The following is a 15840-nucleotide window of genomic DNA, read 5'->3' as shown; positions in this document are numbered from 1 at the left end:
AATGTGACCTCGGAGGATCGAGAGCCGTGCCGTCCGGCCGCAAACGGAAGACCCGTTTGCCGTCGTGTCGAACGGCCACTGAGGGAGGAGCAGATGTCTCGCATTATCGGCAGCAAACCCGCTCTATCGGGCATTTCACGGCGCCAATTCATCGCCACGTCGGTGGCCGGCGGCGCGGCACTGGCATTCGGCCGCGGCAAGGCCTTCGCGCAAAGCGCCGACACGCTCAAGGTGGGCTTCGTCAGTCCGCGCACCGGCCCGCTCGCCGGCTTCGGCGAGACCGACGGCTATGTGCTCGACCTTGCCCGCAAGGCCCTGGCCAACGGCATCGAGCTCGGCGGCAAGAAATACAGCGTCGATATCCTCGACCAGGACACCCAGTCCGACCCGTCCCGCGCCGGCCAGTTGGCAAAAGACCTGATCAACAACCAGGCCATCGACCTGATGCTCGCCGTCTCCACGCCGGAGGTGATCAATCCGGTGGCGGATGCCTGCGAAGCAGCCGGCGTGCCCTGCCTCTCGACCGTCATGCCGTGGGAGGCCTGGTATTTCGGCCGCGGCGCCAAGCCCGGCGCGCCCTCGCCTTTCAAATGGACCTATCATTTCGGCTTCGGCGTCGGCGAATTCTTCAAGACCTACATTTCGCAGTGGAACCTGATCGAGACCAACAAGAAGGTCGGCGTCATGTATCCGAACGACGCCGACGGTAACGCCATCCGCGCCAACCTCGCGCCGCTTCTGGCCAAGCAAGGTTTCACGATCGTCGATCCCGGCGCCTATGAGACCGGCACCACCGACTATTCCTCGCAGATCGCGCTGTTCAAGCAGGAAGGAGTCGAGATCTTCAACTCCTTCCCGATCCCGCCCGATTTCGCCGCCTTCTGGCGCCAGGCCGCGCAGCAGGGCCTGACAAGGCAGATCAAGATCGCTCAGGTCGCCAAGACCGGCCTGTTCCCTTCCGACATCGAGGCGCTGGGCGATCTCGGCATGAAGATTGCGAGTGCCGCCTATTGGCACAAGGCCTTCCCGTACAAGTCGCCGCTCACCGGCGTCTCGGGAACGGAACTGGCCGATGGCTACGAGGCGGCAAGCGGCAAGCAGTGGACGCAGCAACTCGGCGCCTCGATGTCGCTGCTCGACGCCGGCTTCGAAGCCCTGAAGGCGAGTTCCAACGCCAAGGATAAGGCGGCGGTCGCCAAGGCACTGAGCACGCTGAAGACCGAGACCATGATCGGCAAGGTCGATTTCACCAGCGGCCCGGTCGCCAACGTCTCGCCCGGCCCGATCATCGGCACGCAATGGGTGGCCGCCAAGGAAGGCTCGAAGTTCCCACTCGATTATGTCGTGACCGAGAACGCCACCGATCCGAAGGTGCCGGTCGAGGCCAAGCTCCAGCCTTACAACGGCTGATCTGTCGAGGGACCGCATCGTGAACGCCATGCCCAACGGTGCGATCCTCAGTGCCGCCGGCATCCACAAGCGCTTCGGAGCGCTTGTGGTGCTTGACGACATCGACTTCGCCATGGGCGCCGAAGAGGCGGTGGGCATCGTCGGCCCGAACGGCGCCGGCAAGACGACGCTGCTCAGCGTGCTTTCCGGCGCCTATCCACCAAGCGCTGGAACGATTGCCTTCAAGGGCGATGACGTGACGGCGCTGCCGGCGACGCAGCGCTGCCGGCTGGGCCTCGTCCGCACGCACCAGGTGCCAAGACCCTTCGGCGGCATGACCGCCTTCGAGAATGTCTTCGTCGCCGCCTCGCATGGCGCCGGCCTCGGTCGCGATGAGGCCTATGAGGAGGCGCTCGGCTCGCTGAAGCTCTGCGGCATGCTAGGCGTCGCCAACCGGCGCGCCGAGACGCTTGGCTTGCTCGACCGCAAGCGGCTGGAGCTGGCGCGCGCGCTGGCGGCAAAGCCGACGCTGCTTCTGCTCGACGAGATCGGCGGCGGCCTGACCGACGGCGAGGCCGGCGAGCTGGTCGAGACCATCCGCGAATTGCGCCGCCGCAGGATCGGCATCGTCTGGATCGAGCACATCGTCCACATCCTTCTGCAGGTGGCCGAACGGCTGATCTGCATGGACGCCGGCAAGATTATCGCCGACGGCGACCCGCAGGCGGTGATGGCCGACCCGCAGGTGATCAGCGCCTATCTCGGCGGAGGTCCGAAATGAGCCTGCTGTCGGTCGAGGATCTGGTCGTCCGGCATGGCTTGCTGCAGGCGGTGCGCGGCGTGAGCTTCAGCGTCGAGCGCGGCGAGACGCTGGCGCTGGTCGGCGCCAACGGCGCCGGCAAGACGACATTGTTGAGGGCGATCGCCGGCGCGCACCAGGCAGTCTCCGGCCGCGTGGTCTTCGACGGCGCCGACCTTTCCGGCGTGCCTTCGCATGAGCGCGTCCGCAAAGGCGTGGCCTTGGTGCCAGAGGGCCGTCGGCTATTCGTGCAGATGACTGTCGAGGAAAATCTTCTGCTTGGCCGCACCGCCGGCCGCCGCGGCGACTGGAGCGTCGAGCGCGTGCTGGAAACCTTCCCCAACCTCAAGCCGCGCCGCCACGCCAAGGCCGGACATCTTTCCGGCGGCGAGCAGCAGGCGACGGCAATCGGCCGCGCATTGATGAGCAATCCCGACCTGCTGCTGCTCGACGAAGTCTCGCTTGGCCTGTCGCCGCTGGTCGTCGACCGCGTCTATGCCTCCCTTCAGGGTCTGATCAGCTCCGGCACGACGATCATTCTGGTCGAGCAGGACCTCAACCGCGCGCTCTCGGTCTCCAACAAGGTCATCTGCATGCTCGAGGGCCGCATCGCGCTTGCAGGCGACAGCAAGAACGTCTCGCGCGACGAGGTGACCAAAGCCTATTTCGGCCTGCACCGCAAAAGTGCCGGGGGCGTGCCGGCATGATGAACCAGATCATCCAGGGCATCCTGCTCGGCGGCTATTACGCCCTGATCGCCTGCGGCCTCTCCTTCATGTTCTCGGTGATGCGTATCATCAACCTCGCGCATGGCAGCCTTGCCGTGCTGTCGGCCTTCGCGCTATGGCTGCTCGCCTCGCGCTTCCACATCTCGCCTTTCCTCGGCCTCGCCATCGTGTTGCCGCTGATGGCTGTGATCGGCTGGGCCCTGCAGCGCTTCCTGCTCGAGCGCAGCGCCCGGGGCGGCGCGCTGCTGCCGATCCTCACCACCTTCGGTCTGGCCATCGTCATCGACAACGTGCTGTTCGAGCAGTTCGGTGCCGACACACGCTCGCTGGCGCCCTATATCGGCAGCCTGTCCTACGCTTCCTGGGAATGGCCGGGCAGCATCTATGTCGGGAAGCTGGCGGTGATCATCTTCGCCACCGCCGTCGTCCTGCTCGGCGGGCTGCAGCTCTTTCTCACCCGCACCGGCCTCGGCCGCTCGATCCGCGCGACCTCGGAAGATCCTGACACTGCCGGTCTCGTCGGTGTCGATGCGCGCCGCGCCATGGCGATAGCTGCGGCCATAGCCATGGTCACGGTCGGCCTTGCCGGCGCCTTCCTCGGCATGCGCGCCACCTTCGATCCCTATGCCGGCGCGACGCAGCTTCTGTTCGCCTTCGAGGCGGCCGTCATCGGCGGCGCCGGCTCGCTCTGGGGCACATTGATCGGCGGCATCGTGCTTGCGCTCGCCCAAACGCTCGGCGCGACCGTGCACCCGCAGGGCTTTCTCATCGGCGGGCATGTCGCTTTCCTGATCGTGCTGTTCATCCGGCTCTACACCTCCGGCCTTGGCTTGGGTGGTTTGCTCCGACTCTCCACGGGGAAGGCATCATGAGCGCCACCTCCCCCGTCATCGAACGTGGCACCGCCGCGTCCCGCATCGCTGGCGTCGGCGTCTTGGCCATCACCGTGCTGCTCGCCGTCGCGCCGCAATTTCTCTCGGCCGGCGCGGTCGACCGCATGACCGCGCTGTTCATCTATGTGATCCTCGCCGCGATGTGGAACGCGCTCGCCGGCTTCGGCGGTCTCGTCTCGGTCGGTCAGCAGGTGTTCTTCGGCCTCGGCGCCTACTTCGCCATCCGCCTCGCCAATGCCGGGCTCAATCCGTTCGTCTCGCTGTTCATTTCGGCGGTCATCGTCGGCACCGTGTCCTGGCCGATCTCGCTGTTCATGCTGCGCTTGAGGAACGGCGAGTTCGCCATCGGCATGTGGGTGATCGCGGCACTCACCCACCTTCTCGTCAATCTCGACCGGTTGATCCAGGGCGAGACCGGCACCTCGCTGATCTCGCTCAACGTCTACGACGCGTCGACAAGGCGCATTACGATCTACTGGCTGGCGCTGGCCTCGATGACGGCGCTGCTCGCCGTCCTGTTCGGCCTGCTGCGCGGCAGCACGGGCGCCGCCATCCGCGCCATCCGCGACAATGAGGACGCGGCAGCCTCCATCGGCGTGCGCGTCACCGGCACCAAGCGGCTGCTCTTCGTGCTCGCCGCCTTCGGCATCGGCGTCGCCGGCGCGCTGTGGCTGGCGACCGCGATCACCTTCCAGCCGAAAACCTATTTTAGCGTGCAGTGGACCGCCTACATGATCTTCATGGTGCTGGTCGGCGGCATCGGCACCTTCGAGGGCGCCATCCTCGGCGCGCTGCTGTTCTTTCTCATCGAGACCTGGTTCGGCGGCGCCGGCGTCTGGTACCTGATCGGCCTCGGTGCCACGGCGCTGGTCTTCTCGCTGCTCTTGCCGCGCGGTCTGTGGGGCACGCTCGAAGAACGCTTCGGCTGGCGCCTGTTGTCGGTCGGCTACCGCGTCAGGCTTCCTGTCAACGCAAGCGACACGACCGGTGTGACCGCTTCGCCGGAACAGATAACAACATCTCGGGAGAAAGCGTGAGCATGCTGTTCGGCAAGACGATCCTCGTCACCGGCGTCGCCTCGGGCATCGGCGCCCGCACTGCGGAACTCGCTGGCCAACTTGGCGCCGATGTGATCGGCGTCGACATGCGCGAGCCAGCCGATCATCAGGGCATCTTCGTCAAGGCCGATATCTCGTCCAAGGCCGGCGTCGACGATCTTGTCGCGCAACTGCCGCAGCGGCTCGATGCGCTGTGCAACGTCGCCGGCCTCTCCGGCAACACCGGCGCGGCATCGACGCTCGCCGTCAACTTTTATGGACTGCGCGCGCTGTCCGAAGCGCTGGCGCCAAAACTTCGCGAGGGCGGCGCCGTCGTCAACGTCGCCTCGATTGCCGGCTTCGGCTGGCGCGCCAACCTCAACCGCGCCGCCTCTATGGTGAGCGTCGAGGGCTTTCCCGATGTCGCCAAGGTGATCGCCGACCATGCGGTGAAGAACGAGGAAGGCTATCCCGTCTCGAAGGAGCTCCTACTCCTGTGGACCTTCCGCGCCGCGCATCAGGAGCTGTTCAAGAGCCGCGGCATCCGCGTCAACGCGGTGAGCCCGGGCCCGGTGGAGACGCCGATCCTCAAACAGTTCCGCAGCGTGCTGGGCGACGCGAAGGTCGACAGCGACATCGCCCGGGTCGGCCGCGCCGGCACATCGGGCGACATCGCGCCCGTCGTGCTGTTCCTGTGCTCGGATGGCGCGCGCTGGATCAATGGCGCCAACGTGCCCGTCGATGGCGGCCTCGAGGCATCGATCAACGCGGAAGTGCTTGGCTTCTGATTTTGCAACGCTCCACCGGGAGCGAGGGAGAGAACAATGGATATCGGACTTCTGATCGACGGCGACGAGCGGGCGGCCACCGGCAAGGCCTCCTACGAACGCCTGGACCCCTTCACCGGCAAGCTCGCGACGCGCGCCGCTGCCGCAAGCATTGCCGACGCCAATGCCGCAGTCGATGCTGCGGCCGCTGCTTTCGACGCCTGGTCGAAGACCGGGCCTGGTGAACGCCGGACGCTGCTCTTGAAGGCGGCCGATGTGATGGCTTCGAAGGTTGGCGAGTTCACGAAGCTGATGATGGAAGAGACCGGCGCCACCGGCCCCTGGGCGGGCTTCAACGTCATGCTGGCCTCCAACATGCTGCGCGAGGCGGCGGCGATGACCACGCAGATCTCCGGCGAGGTCATCCCCTCCGACAAGCCCGGCACGCTGGCCATGGCGATCCGCCAGCCGGCCGGCGTGTGCCTCGGCATTGCGCCGTGGAATGCGCCGGTCATCCTCGGCACGCGCGCGCTCGCCATGCCGCTCGCCTGCGGCAACACGGTGGTGCTGAAGGCGTCGGAAATGTGCCCGGGCACGCATCGCCTGATCGGCCAGGTGCTGGTCGAGGCCGGCCTGCCCAAAGGCGTCGTCAATGTCGTCACCAACGACCCAAAGGACGCGGCGGCAATCGTCGAGGCGCTGATCGCGCATCCGGCGGTGAAGCGCGTCAACTTCACCGGCTCGACCAAGGTCGGGCGCATCATCGCCGAGCTCTCCGGACGGCACCTCAAGCCGGCCCTGCTCGAGCTCGGCGGCAAGGCGCCGCTCGTCGTGCTGGACGACGCCGACATCGACGCGGCAGTCAATGCCGCTGTTTTCGGCGCCTTCATGCATCAGGGCCAGATCTGCATGTCGACCGAACGTCTTATCGTTGACGAGAAGGTGGCCGACGAGTTCGTCGCCAAGCTTGCCGCCCGTGCCTCAAAACTTCCGGCCGGCGATCCGCGCGGCCATGTCGTGCTGGGCTCGCTGATCAGCACTCAGGCCGCCGACAAGATGGAGGAGCTGATCGCCGACGCGACCGCAAAAGGCGCAAAGCTTGTGGCCGGCGGCAAGCGCGCCGGCACGGTCGTGGAAGCCACGCTCCTCGATCACGTGACGCCCGCCATGCGCGTCTATTCGGAAGAGTCCTTCGGTCCGGTGAAGCCGGTCATTCGCGTGAAAGGCGAGGATGAGGCCGTGCGCGTCGCCAACGACACCGAATACGGCCTGTCGTCCGCCGTCTTCAGCCGCGACATCCGCCGTGCCCTGGCCGTCGCCGCGCGCATTCAGGCCGGCATCTGCCACATCAACGGCCCGACCGTCGGCGACGAGGCCCAGATGCCGTTCGGCGGCGTGAAAGGCTCGGGCTATGGCCGTTTCGGCGGCAAGGCCTCGATCGCCGAGTTCACCGACCTGCGCTGGGTGACGATCGAGGACCCGGGCCAGCACTACCCGTTCTGATCGGCAGCTTCTTCCTTCTCCCCTTGCGGGAGAAGGGAAGATGCCCTCACCCCAGCGTCAATCCGGCCTTCTTCGCTTCCTCGCGCAGGAACGGCAGGCCGACCTCGATGACGTCGCGGGGGTCTTCCGCCACCGGGCGCCACACGGCGAGCCCGCCGGCTATGTCGACATCGACATGGTTCATGCTTTCGAGCGTGATCGCCCCCTTATAGCCGATGTCGGCGATTGCCTTCATGCAGGCCGCCCAGTTCAGCATGCCGCGCCCCGGCACGCCGCGATTGGCTTCCGACACATGCACATAGCCGAGATAGGGCGCTGCCGCCTCGAAGCCGGCGGCAAAGCTCTCTTCCTCGATATGCATGTGGTAGGTGTCGAGATGGATGAAGATGTTGTCGGCGCCGACCCGCTCGATGATGCGCGCCGCGTCGATGCCGCGGTTGATCAGATGCGTCTCATAACGGTTGCAGGGCTCGATGCCGAGCTTGAGGCTGCGCGACTTCGCCGACTTCGCTGCACGTTCGAGGAAGCGGCACATGCCGTCGATCTCGCGCTGCGTCGGCGCCCGTCCGGTGGTCTTGCCGATCGTGCCGTAGGTGACGCCGCCGAGCGCCTCGGCGCCGACCTCATTGCAGACTTTGAAGGCCGGCTGCAGGAAGTCGAGCGCCTCTTCTGGCCGCTCGACCACATCGAGCGCGCGCGGCAGGCCAAGCGACGGGATGAGCTCGACGCCATAGTGATTGGCGAAGCCGCGCGTGCGCTTGGTGTCGATCTCCTCCGGCCTCAGCAGCGGGATCTCCATCAGCCCGATGCCGAGCTCCTTCAGCCGGTCCATCTGCGGCTCGATGCGGGCAAGGTCCCAGACCGGCGCGATCGCGAAAGTGTGCAGTCCGAAGGTATTCATATCAGCCTCGTTGCTCATGCGCCGCCGCGGCGGCAATGTCGCCGCCGCCGACGATGCGGCTGACGACTTCGTTCATATTGGTCCTGGCGGTGACGAGATCGGCATCCGCCCGCCCATGGCGCAGCACGACGATGCGGTCAGTGACCGACAGCACGTCGTTCAGCCGGTGCGAGATCAGGATGACGGCGATGCCTTCCGACTTGAGCCGCCGGATGAGGTCGAGCACGCTCTGCACCTCGCGCACCGCAAGGGCCGCGGTCGGCTCATCCATGATGACGAGCTTCGGGTTGAAGGTGAGCGCCCGCGCGATCGCCACCGTCTGCTGCTGGCCGCCCGAGAAGGAACCGACGGACCGGTTTATCGACGGCAGATGCGCGCCCAGCCGCTCGATCATCTTCGACGCCTGGCGATCCATCTCGCTTTTGTCGACGAAGCCGGGGAACAGGCCGAACAGCCGCTTCGTCGGTTCGCGTCCGAGGAAGATGTTCGACGCCACGTCCTGCTGCTTGGCCAGCGAAAGATCCTGGTAGATCATCTCGATGCCGAGTTGGCGGCGCTGTCCAGGATCGAGGGCAAGAACGTCCTTGCCGTTGAATTCGATCGAGCCGGAGTCGGCGCGGTAAATGCCCGTGATGGTTTTCATCAGCGTCGACTTGCCGGCGCCGTTGTCGCCGACCAGCCCGACCACCTCGCCGGCCGCGACCGAGAGGTCGACGCCATGCAAAACGTCGACCGCGCCAAAACTTTTGCGAATGCCGTGAAGCGAAAGCAGGGTCATACGCGTGACTCCTTCCGCACCTGGTACTGGTCGATGAACACGGCGAGGATCAGCACCGCGCCGATCGCCATCTGCTGGTAGTAGGATTGCACCGCGAGCAGCGTCAGCCCGTTCTGCAACACGCCCATGATCAGCGCGCCGATCATCGTGCCGAGGATCGAGGCGCGGCCGCCGAACAGATTGGTGCCGCCGATGATCGCCGCCGTGATGGCGGTGAGCTCGTAATTGATGCCGGCGGTCGGGTCACCCGCATTGACGCGGGCGGTGAAGAGCAGGCCCGCGAGCCCGGCGAGCGCGCCGGACAGCGTGTAGATGATGCGGCGGTGATGCTCGACGCGGATGCCGGCTGCGCGCGCCGCGCCTTCGCTGTCGCCCAGCGCCAGCGTGTGGCGGCCGAAGCGCGTATAGGCAAGCACCGCATGCGCGACGATCGCCGTCAGCACGAAGATGATCACCGGCATCGGGATGCCGAACGGCCGCCCCTGGCCGATATAGACGATCTCGGGCGGCAGGCCGTAAATCGCCCTGCCCTGCGAGATGACCAGCGCCAACCCGCGCGCCAGGCCCAGCATGCCGAGCGTGACGATGAAGGCCGGCACGAAGGCGCGGGTGACCAGTTGCCCGTTGATGTAGCCGGCGATCGCGCCGGCCAGGATGCAGGCGATCACGGCGAGCACCGAGGGCCAGCCGAGATTGACGGCGACGAAGGCGCCCGCGACGCCGGCAAGCCCCATCACTGAGCCGAGCGACAGGTCGAGCCCGCCCGAGCCGATGACGAAGGTGGCGGCGATCGCCAGCACGCCGATCGTCGAGGTCGCGAGCAAGATGTTGAGGAAATTGCTGAGCGACAGGAAATAGGGCGACAAGAGCGCCATCGCCGTGCCCAACGCCAGAAGCACCACCAGCGACTCCAGCCTGATGTGGAGCCTTTCGACGGATGCGCGCTGCACCCGAGCCCAGAAACCGGGCTGCGTCGTTTCGGAAGCCATCTTGCCTCGCTGTTCGCAAAAAAGTTGGCTGGCGCAGGGTAGACCCGCGCCAGCCTGTCCGGGAGGACTATTTCACATACTGCAGCATCGGCTCCTTGCCGGCGTCGATCACGTCCTTGGTCAGCACCAGGGTCGGCACGGCGATGCTTTCCTCGACCTTCTCGCCGGCGAGCGCCTTCTTGACGTTCTCGACCGCCTGCTTGCCGACGAGATAAGGAAGCTGCGCGACGGAAGCGTTGAGCCGGCCTTCCTTGATCGACTTCACGGCATCGACATTGCCGTCGACGCCGATGATCGTCACCTGCTGGCCCTTGCCGGCCGCATAGACCGCTTCTACGGCGCCCAGCGCCATGCCGTCATTGGCGCAGAAGATGGCGACGAGGTCGGGATGTGCCGTCAGCGTGTCGGTGGCGATCGAGGCGGCCTTGCCGCGATCCCAGTCGCCCGGCAGCGAGGCGACGATCTCCAGCCCGGGCGCCAGTTCCTTCAGCTTGTCGGCAAAGCCCTTGGCGCGCTTCTCGCCGGTGATGTTGCCGGAGAGGCCCTCGATCACAAGCACCGGACCCTTGGCGTCCTTGCCGAGCTTGTTGGCCAGGTACTCCGCGCCCTGCGCGCCGGCGGCGATGTTGTCGGAGCCGATATGGAAGGTCACCTTGACGCCTTCCTTGTCGAGGACCGCCTGGTCGAGATTGTTGTCGAGGTCGACGATCTTGATGCCGGCGTCCTGCGCCGACTTCAGGCAGGGCAGAAGATTGGTCGAGTTGATGGCGGCGGTGATCATCGCCACCGGCTTGCGCTCCAGCATCGTGTTGCAAAGGTTGAGCTGCGGCTCGGCCGCCTGGTCGCTCTCGGCCGCCTGCTGGAAATACTTCACCCCGGCTTCCTTGGCGCCGTCCGCGACGCCCTGCGCCATCGCGCCCCAGAATGGATTGGCCAGCGTCTTCATCAGCACGCCATATTCGCCATCCTCGGCCTTGGCGACACCGATGGCCGAAAACGCCAGAGCCACGCCCAATGCAAGGGTAAATCGATTTATCTTCAGGGTAAGCGATGTCATTCCAGTCCTCCTTCTGATCTGGGGTGCCGGACGCCTTTGGCCAGGCCGGCGGTCCTTCCGTTGTCGACAATGGGGGCTATTGTCGGTCTCCTCCCCCGGAATACGGGCCGTTGCCTGGCGAGCCAACGGATTCCCGCTCCAACACCTGGCAGGGCTCGAGCCGTGCCGTGGGTGGTCCCACGGCGCCCTCGACCCTGCGAAACAAAACGTTCATCGCCTCGCTGGCGATCCGGTGCACCGGCTGCACCACGGCGGCGATCGCCGGCCATGTCACCTGCATCCATTCGGCGTCGTCGAAGCCGACCAGCGAGATATCGTCCGGGCAGTGCCAGCCGCGGCGACGGAATTCCGACAGCGCGACGAGCGTGCCCTTCAAGAGCAGCGAATAGACGGCGGTCGGCCGCTCGCCTTGCCCGAAATAGTCGCGCAGTGAGGACCTGAGTGGCTCGACGCTCACCTCCGACGTGATGACGTCGATGCGGATCGCCGGATTGAGCGCCAGTGCCTGGGAGCGAAAGCCCTCCAGGCGCGCGCGCACCGTCGCCGCCTGCTCGGCAAGGCCGATGACCAGGATATGGCTGTGGCCCTTGCCGACCAGCATCCGCGCAACTTCGGCGCTGGCGGCGGCGCTGTCGGCCGAAACGGTATCGAAAGCGTCGTCGGACAAGACGCGGTCGATCAGCACGCCGGTCATGCCGTTGGCTTTCATGAAGGCAGCCGCCGGCCCGTGCTCATTGCGCACCGGCGCCAGCACCACGCCGGCAACACGCCAGTCATGCATGCGGGCCAGGATCTCCTTTTCGCGCGCTTCCGATTCACGGCTCGACGCCGCGACCAGCGTGTAGCCGCGCTGCTCGGCAAGGCCCTCCAGCTCGGTGACCATCTGGCCGAAGAACTCGCTTTCGAATTCCGGCATGATGGCGCCGATGATGCGGCGCTTGGCTCGACGCATGTCGGAAGCAAGGGGGTCGACGCGATAGCCCAGGCGCTCGACAGCATCGAAGACGCGTTGCGCGTTTTCAGGCTTCACCGTGGTGACGCCGGCCAGCACCTTGGAAACGGTGGCCGCGGACACGCCGGCATGGCTTGCCACGTCGTGGATCGACGCGCGCCGCTGCTTGGCCTCGTGTTGCGCCATTGACCTCCTCCCGAGGGCAGGCAGCTGGTTTTACTGCCTCGCTACTCCAATCGATAAATCGATTTTTCGTTCTTGTAAATCGTTTCACCGGGAGTAAGACTGGAAAGATGTGATTGGCGCGATCCAATCGCGTCCCGGGAGGAAAACATGTCCGACAAGACGTTGCCGCTGGTTATCAGCGCGCCCGAACCGCGTACGCTGGACCTGATCTTCACGCCGCCGCAGCTGGCGCTATTTCGCAAAAAATATCGCATCGTCGAGACAACGCCAGAAGGCGTCGCAAAGTTGCCGGCGGATGCGCTGGCCGAAGCGCGCTATATCGTTGGCCAGCCGCCCATCGCCTCGGAAACGCTGCAAAAAATGACGGCGCTGCGCTGCATCTTCAATGTCGAGACCAACCTCATCAACAACATGCCTTATGAGACGCTGTTTGCCCGCGGCATCCATGTCGTCACCACCGGCCTGGTCTTTGCCGAACCGGTGGCCGAGCTCGGTCTTGCCATGGCGCTCAATTTGGCCCGCAACATCGTCGACGCCGACCTCGCGTTCCGCCAGGGCAAGGAATTGTGGGGCGGCGATGGCAACCAGACGGCGCGGCTGCTCTCCGGCGCCGATGTCGGCATCATCGGCTTCGGCGACCTCGGCCGCGCGCTCAACCGCCTGTTGACCGGCTTCCGCACCCGCACGAAGGTCTATGACCCGTGGCTGCCGCCATCGATCCTCATCGACAACGGCGTCGAGCCGGCCTCGCTGGACGAGGTGCTGTCGCAAAGCGATTTCGTCTTCGTCGTCGCTTCCGTCACCAGCGAGAACCAGGGTTTCCTCGGCGCGGACTCTTTTGCCAAAATGCGCAAGGGCGCCGCCTTCATCCTGCTCAGCCGCGCCGGCGTCGTCGATTTCGACGCGTTGATGCAAGCGGTGAGGAGCGGCCACATCGTCGCCGCAAGCGACGTCTTTCCGGAAGAGCCGCTGGCCAAGGACCATCCTGTCCGCGACCTCCCCGGCTTCCTACGCTCGGCGCATCGCGCCGGCGCCCTCGACATCGCCTTCAAGCGCATGGGCGACATGGTGCTGGAGGATATGGACCTCATCGACCGCGGCCTGCCGCCGCTGCGCTCCAAACGCGCTGAACGCGAGACGGTCTCGCGCATGCGCTCGAAACCCGTCGACAGGAACTAAGGCTGCTGCGTCAGGCGACAAGGTCGTCTCTGGCAGTATGGCTTGCCGAGTCTCCGAAATTGGCTTCGAGCCAAGCGATCGCGCTGGCGACATCCTCGATCGCGAAGCGGGCAGCCGTCTCGCCCTGCGGCTTGACGCGAATCGAGATCCCGCCCGCGGCATTGACAGTCTCGAAGCCGTTCTCGTCGGACGTATCGTCGCCGAGAAACACCGGGCGTCTGCCGGTGAAAGGATCGAGCTGCATGAAGCGCCGGATCGCGGCGCCCTTGGCGGCTTCGAGCGGCATCAGCTCGACGCCGGCATTGCCGGCGATCACGCGGTAGCCCTTGGGCAGGCGCTCAAGCGCTGCCTCGACCAGCTCCGTCGCCCGTGCCAGAAGCTGCGGCGCGGCTCTCGTGTGGATGGCGAGCACCGGCCCCTTACGTTCGACATAGACGGCCTGGCTTGCCAGCTCGAGTTCAATCTCATCGGCGAGGGCAGCCATATCCGCCGGTTCGTCCGCGGCCTCGATCGGTCCGTCCGGGAGAAGCCTGTGCTCCAGCCCGTAGAGGCCGGCAATCCGGAGTTTCAAGGGGGCGAACAGATGGTCGACGGCCGCGATCGAGCGGCCGGTGATGAAGGCGAGCGCACCGTCCAACCGCCGCTCGATTGTCTGCAGGAGATCACGCAACTCCTCGCTGACCGAGACGGCGTCGGGGTGTTCCGCGTGCTCCAGCAAAGTGCCGTCGATGTCGAGGAAAAGCGCCCACCGTCCCGCGGGAAGCGGCGGGGTGAGGTCTGTCTGGATGTTCATCTAAATCCCACTGCCTGTTTGCGTTCGAACATGGAAACGACATTGTCGCCGGTCGGGCCTGCCGGCCGTTCGTATAAGGCCGTGACTCGATCCAGGTCGCCGCGCTTCCTCAGCCGCGCTGCGTCGAGCAGCATGCTGCCGGCCCAGCGATAGACATTATTGTCGCGCACGATCTCGCGCATGCGCCGCATGCGCTCACGCTGTTCGTCCGGCCCCATGGTCAGCGCCTGCAGCATCGCTTCGCTCATCATCGCCGCGTCGTAAGGATTGACGATCAGCGCCTCCAGCAGCTCGCGCGAGGCGCCAGCGAAGGTGCTGAGCAAAAGAACGCCCTGCTCGTCGTCCCGCGACGCGACGAACTCCTTCGCGACCAGGTTCATGCCGTCATGCAGGCTGGTGACCAGACAGATGTCAGCGGCGCGATAGAGTTCATAGACTGCCGCTTGCGAATGATGCTCGGCCACCATGACGACCGGCCGGTAGGATTCGCTGCCGTAACGCTGGTTGAGTTCGTCGGCACAGCGCAGACATTCCTCGTGCAGCTGTTTGTAGGCCGGCAACGTACCCCGGCTCGGCGCCGCGACCTGCAGGAACACGACTTTACCCACCATTTCAGGATGACGAATGAACAGCTCCTCTAATGCACGGAAGCGGTCGAGGATGCCCTTAGTATAGTCGAGACGCTCGACGCCGACGCACAGCTTGGCGCCGACTGCAATCCTGTGGCGCTTGCGCACGCGCAGCCGGCATTCCTCGACGTTGGGCAGGGCTTTCAGGAGATCGTCCGGCCATTCGATCGAAATCGGATAGGAATGCACCAGCGTCACTTGGCCGCCATAGGAAATGGCGGCATCGGCGCGCTCTATGCGGCTTTCCATGAAACGGTCGACGCTCTCGGTGAAGTTGTTGGCGTGATATTGGGTATGGAAGCCCACGATCGAGCTGCCGAGCAGACCATCCAGGATGCGCTCGCGCCACGGGCATATGCTGAACACTTCAGAATTCGGCCAGGGAATATGCCAGAAGGTGATCACGATCGCATCGGGCAGACGCTCGCGGATCATGCGTGGCAGAAGCGCGAAGTGATAGTCCTGGACCAGCACGATCGGTCGCTCGTTGCGCGCCTCGGCAACCACCGTGTCGGCAAACTTGCGGTTGACGGCTTCATAGGCTTCCCAGTCCGACTCGCGAAAAATCGGCCGCGTGAAGGCGATATGGCAGAGCGGCCACAGGCCTTCATTGGCAAAGCCAAGATAGTAGCCCTGATATTCGTCGTCGCTCAGCCAGACCCGCCGCAGCGTGTAGGAGGGATGGCCAGGCGGCACCTGCACGCGGTCATGTTCGTCGACCATCGTCCGGTCGGCGCTGCCGCCGCCATAGGCGATCCAGGTGCCGCCACAGGCGCGCGTGATCGGCTCGAGCGCCGAGACCAGTCCACTCGCCGGCACAACGAGCTCGACCTCGCCGTCCTTGGTTTCGTTGTGGATATAGGGCTCGCGATTGGAGACCACGATGACCTGCGCATCCGGCAGGTCCTCGGCAAGGATCTTGCGCAGGGTATCGGGCGACCAGCTAACCAGCGCCGCGTCCACCGACTGCCCGTTCTTCTCGAATTCGCGCAGCACTTTGCGCGCGGCTTCGGTGGCGGAGTCGTCGCCGGAAGTCGGCACAGCCAACGCTCTTGGATGATTGCGACGGTACCGGGATATCGAAATGAAAATCGCTAGTGCGGACAGTCCGAGGCTTGCGAGAATAAGGACCAGTAGCAGGTCGACGCCGTATTGTGTCATTGAAATGCCAGGTTGCCTCCGGCCGTCCGTTCATTGTTTTCGTTCGTGCCGGCCGCGGACGGGCAGACCGGCTTAGGTCTGCAACGCGCGAACCAGCGA

15 protein-coding genes are annotated in these 15840 nt (G+C 65.3%); 8 read left to right on the top strand and 7 right to left on the bottom strand.

The annotated features are described in order from the left end of the window. Positions 1–93: 93 nt before the first annotated feature. From EN852_RS20435 to EN852_RS20405, 7 genes are read left to right on the top strand one after another with little or no spacing between them, the layout of a single operon-like run. Positions 94–1410 carry an ABC transporter substrate-binding protein gene (locus tag EN852_RS20435; protein WP_127876654.1) on the top strand — a complete coding sequence of 439 codons (1317 nt, stop codon included), beginning with the start codon at positions 94–96 and terminating at the stop codon, positions 1408–1410. 28 nt (positions 1411–1438) lie between these two features. Continuing rightward, entirely contained in the window at positions 1439–2170 is a 732-nt protein-coding gene (locus EN852_RS20430) for an ABC transporter ATP-binding protein (protein WP_127876789.1), read from the top strand. After that, complete coding sequence (locus EN852_RS20425; protein ID WP_127876653.1) at positions 2167–2895, top strand: ABC transporter ATP-binding protein; 729 nt, start codon at positions 2167–2169, stop codon at positions 2893–2895. Before EN852_RS20430 ends, EN852_RS20425 begins: the two co-directional genes overlap by 4 nt. Next, positions 2892–3788 carry a branched-chain amino acid ABC transporter permease gene (locus EN852_RS20420; RefSeq protein WP_127876652.1) on the top strand — a complete coding sequence of 299 codons (897 nt, stop codon included), beginning with the start codon at positions 2892–2894 and terminating at the stop codon, positions 3786–3788. Before EN852_RS20425 ends, EN852_RS20420 begins: the two co-directional genes overlap by 4 nt. Continuing rightward, complete coding sequence (locus EN852_RS20415) at positions 3785–4846, top strand: branched-chain amino acid ABC transporter permease (protein ID WP_127876651.1); 1062 nt, start codon at positions 3785–3787, stop codon at positions 4844–4846. The genes EN852_RS20420 and EN852_RS20415 overlap by 4 nt, the downstream gene beginning before the upstream one ends. 2 nt (positions 4847–4848) lie before the next feature. Then, positions 4849–5634, top strand: coding sequence for a coniferyl-alcohol dehydrogenase (locus EN852_RS20410; RefSeq protein ID WP_127876787.1), 786 nt, complete (start codon positions 4849–4851; stop codon positions 5632–5634). Between the two features lie 36 nt (positions 5635–5670). Beyond that, positions 5671–7116, top strand: coding sequence for an aldehyde dehydrogenase (locus EN852_RS20405; RefSeq protein ID WP_127876650.1), 1446 nt, complete (start codon positions 5671–5673; stop codon positions 7114–7116). A gap of 46 nt (positions 7117–7162) precedes the next feature. Here EN852_RS20405 and EN852_RS20400 read toward each other — a convergent pair whose 3' ends face one another. The 5 genes from EN852_RS20400 to EN852_RS20380 all read right to left on the bottom strand — a co-directional run bounded on the left by EN852_RS20400 (position 7163) and on the right by EN852_RS20380 (position 11979). Beyond that, on the bottom strand, positions 7163–8017 hold the full coding sequence (locus tag EN852_RS20400) for a sugar phosphate isomerase/epimerase family protein (protein WP_127876649.1): 855 nt from the start codon (positions 8015–8017) through the stop codon (positions 7163–7165). Between the two features lies 1 nt (position 8018). Then, positions 8019–8795, bottom strand: a complete 777-nt coding sequence (locus EN852_RS20395; protein WP_127876648.1) for an ATP-binding cassette domain-containing protein — start codon at positions 8793–8795, stop codon at positions 8019–8021. Next, positions 8792–9784: an ABC transporter permease gene (locus EN852_RS20390; RefSeq protein WP_127876647.1), complete on the bottom strand. Its 993-nt coding sequence runs from the start codon at positions 9782–9784 to the stop codon at positions 8792–8794. Before EN852_RS20390 ends, EN852_RS20395 begins: the two co-directional genes overlap by 4 nt. A gap of 67 nt (positions 9785–9851) precedes the next feature. Continuing rightward, the gene (locus tag EN852_RS20385; protein WP_246694336.1) at positions 9852–10841 is read right to left on the bottom strand and encodes a substrate-binding domain-containing protein; all 990 of its coding nucleotides are present in this window, start codon (positions 10839–10841) and stop codon (positions 9852–9854) included. 76 nt (positions 10842–10917) lie between these two features. Then, positions 10918–11979, bottom strand: coding sequence for a LacI family DNA-binding transcriptional regulator (locus tag EN852_RS20380; protein ID WP_127876646.1), 1062 nt, complete (start codon positions 11977–11979; stop codon positions 10918–10920). A 147-nt stretch (positions 11980–12126) separates the two neighbouring features. Here EN852_RS20380 and EN852_RS20375 point away from each other — a divergent pair, with 147 nt between their 5' ends. Then, positions 12127–13158: a hydroxyacid dehydrogenase gene (locus EN852_RS20375; RefSeq protein ID WP_127876645.1), complete on the top strand. Its 1032-nt coding sequence runs from the start codon at positions 12127–12129 to the stop codon at positions 13156–13158. A 10-nt stretch (positions 13159–13168) separates the two neighbouring features. On the opposite strand, the gene otsB is transcribed toward EN852_RS20375, so the two are convergent. Together otsB and EN852_RS20365 are read right to left on the bottom strand one after the other, a co-directional pair. After that, the gene (otsB, locus tag EN852_RS20370) at positions 13169–13951 is read right to left on the bottom strand and encodes a trehalose-phosphatase (RefSeq protein WP_127876644.1); all 783 of its coding nucleotides are present in this window, start codon (positions 13949–13951) and stop codon (positions 13169–13171) included. Further along, positions 13948–15741: a trehalose-6-phosphate synthase gene (locus tag EN852_RS20365; protein ID WP_127876643.1), complete on the bottom strand. Its 1794-nt coding sequence runs from the start codon at positions 15739–15741 to the stop codon at positions 13948–13950. The genes otsB and EN852_RS20365 overlap by 4 nt, the downstream gene beginning before the upstream one ends. Positions 15742–15840 lie beyond the last annotated feature (99 nt).

Origin of the sequence: Mesorhizobium sp. M2E.F.Ca.ET.209.01.1.1 (genome assembly GCF_004010375.2) — a bacterium.
GTDB lineage: Bacteria > Pseudomonadota > Alphaproteobacteria > Rhizobiales > Rhizobiaceae > Mesorhizobium.
Note: the sequence above shows the minus strand (reverse complement) of the source record. Positions and strands in the feature narration are given on the sequence as shown.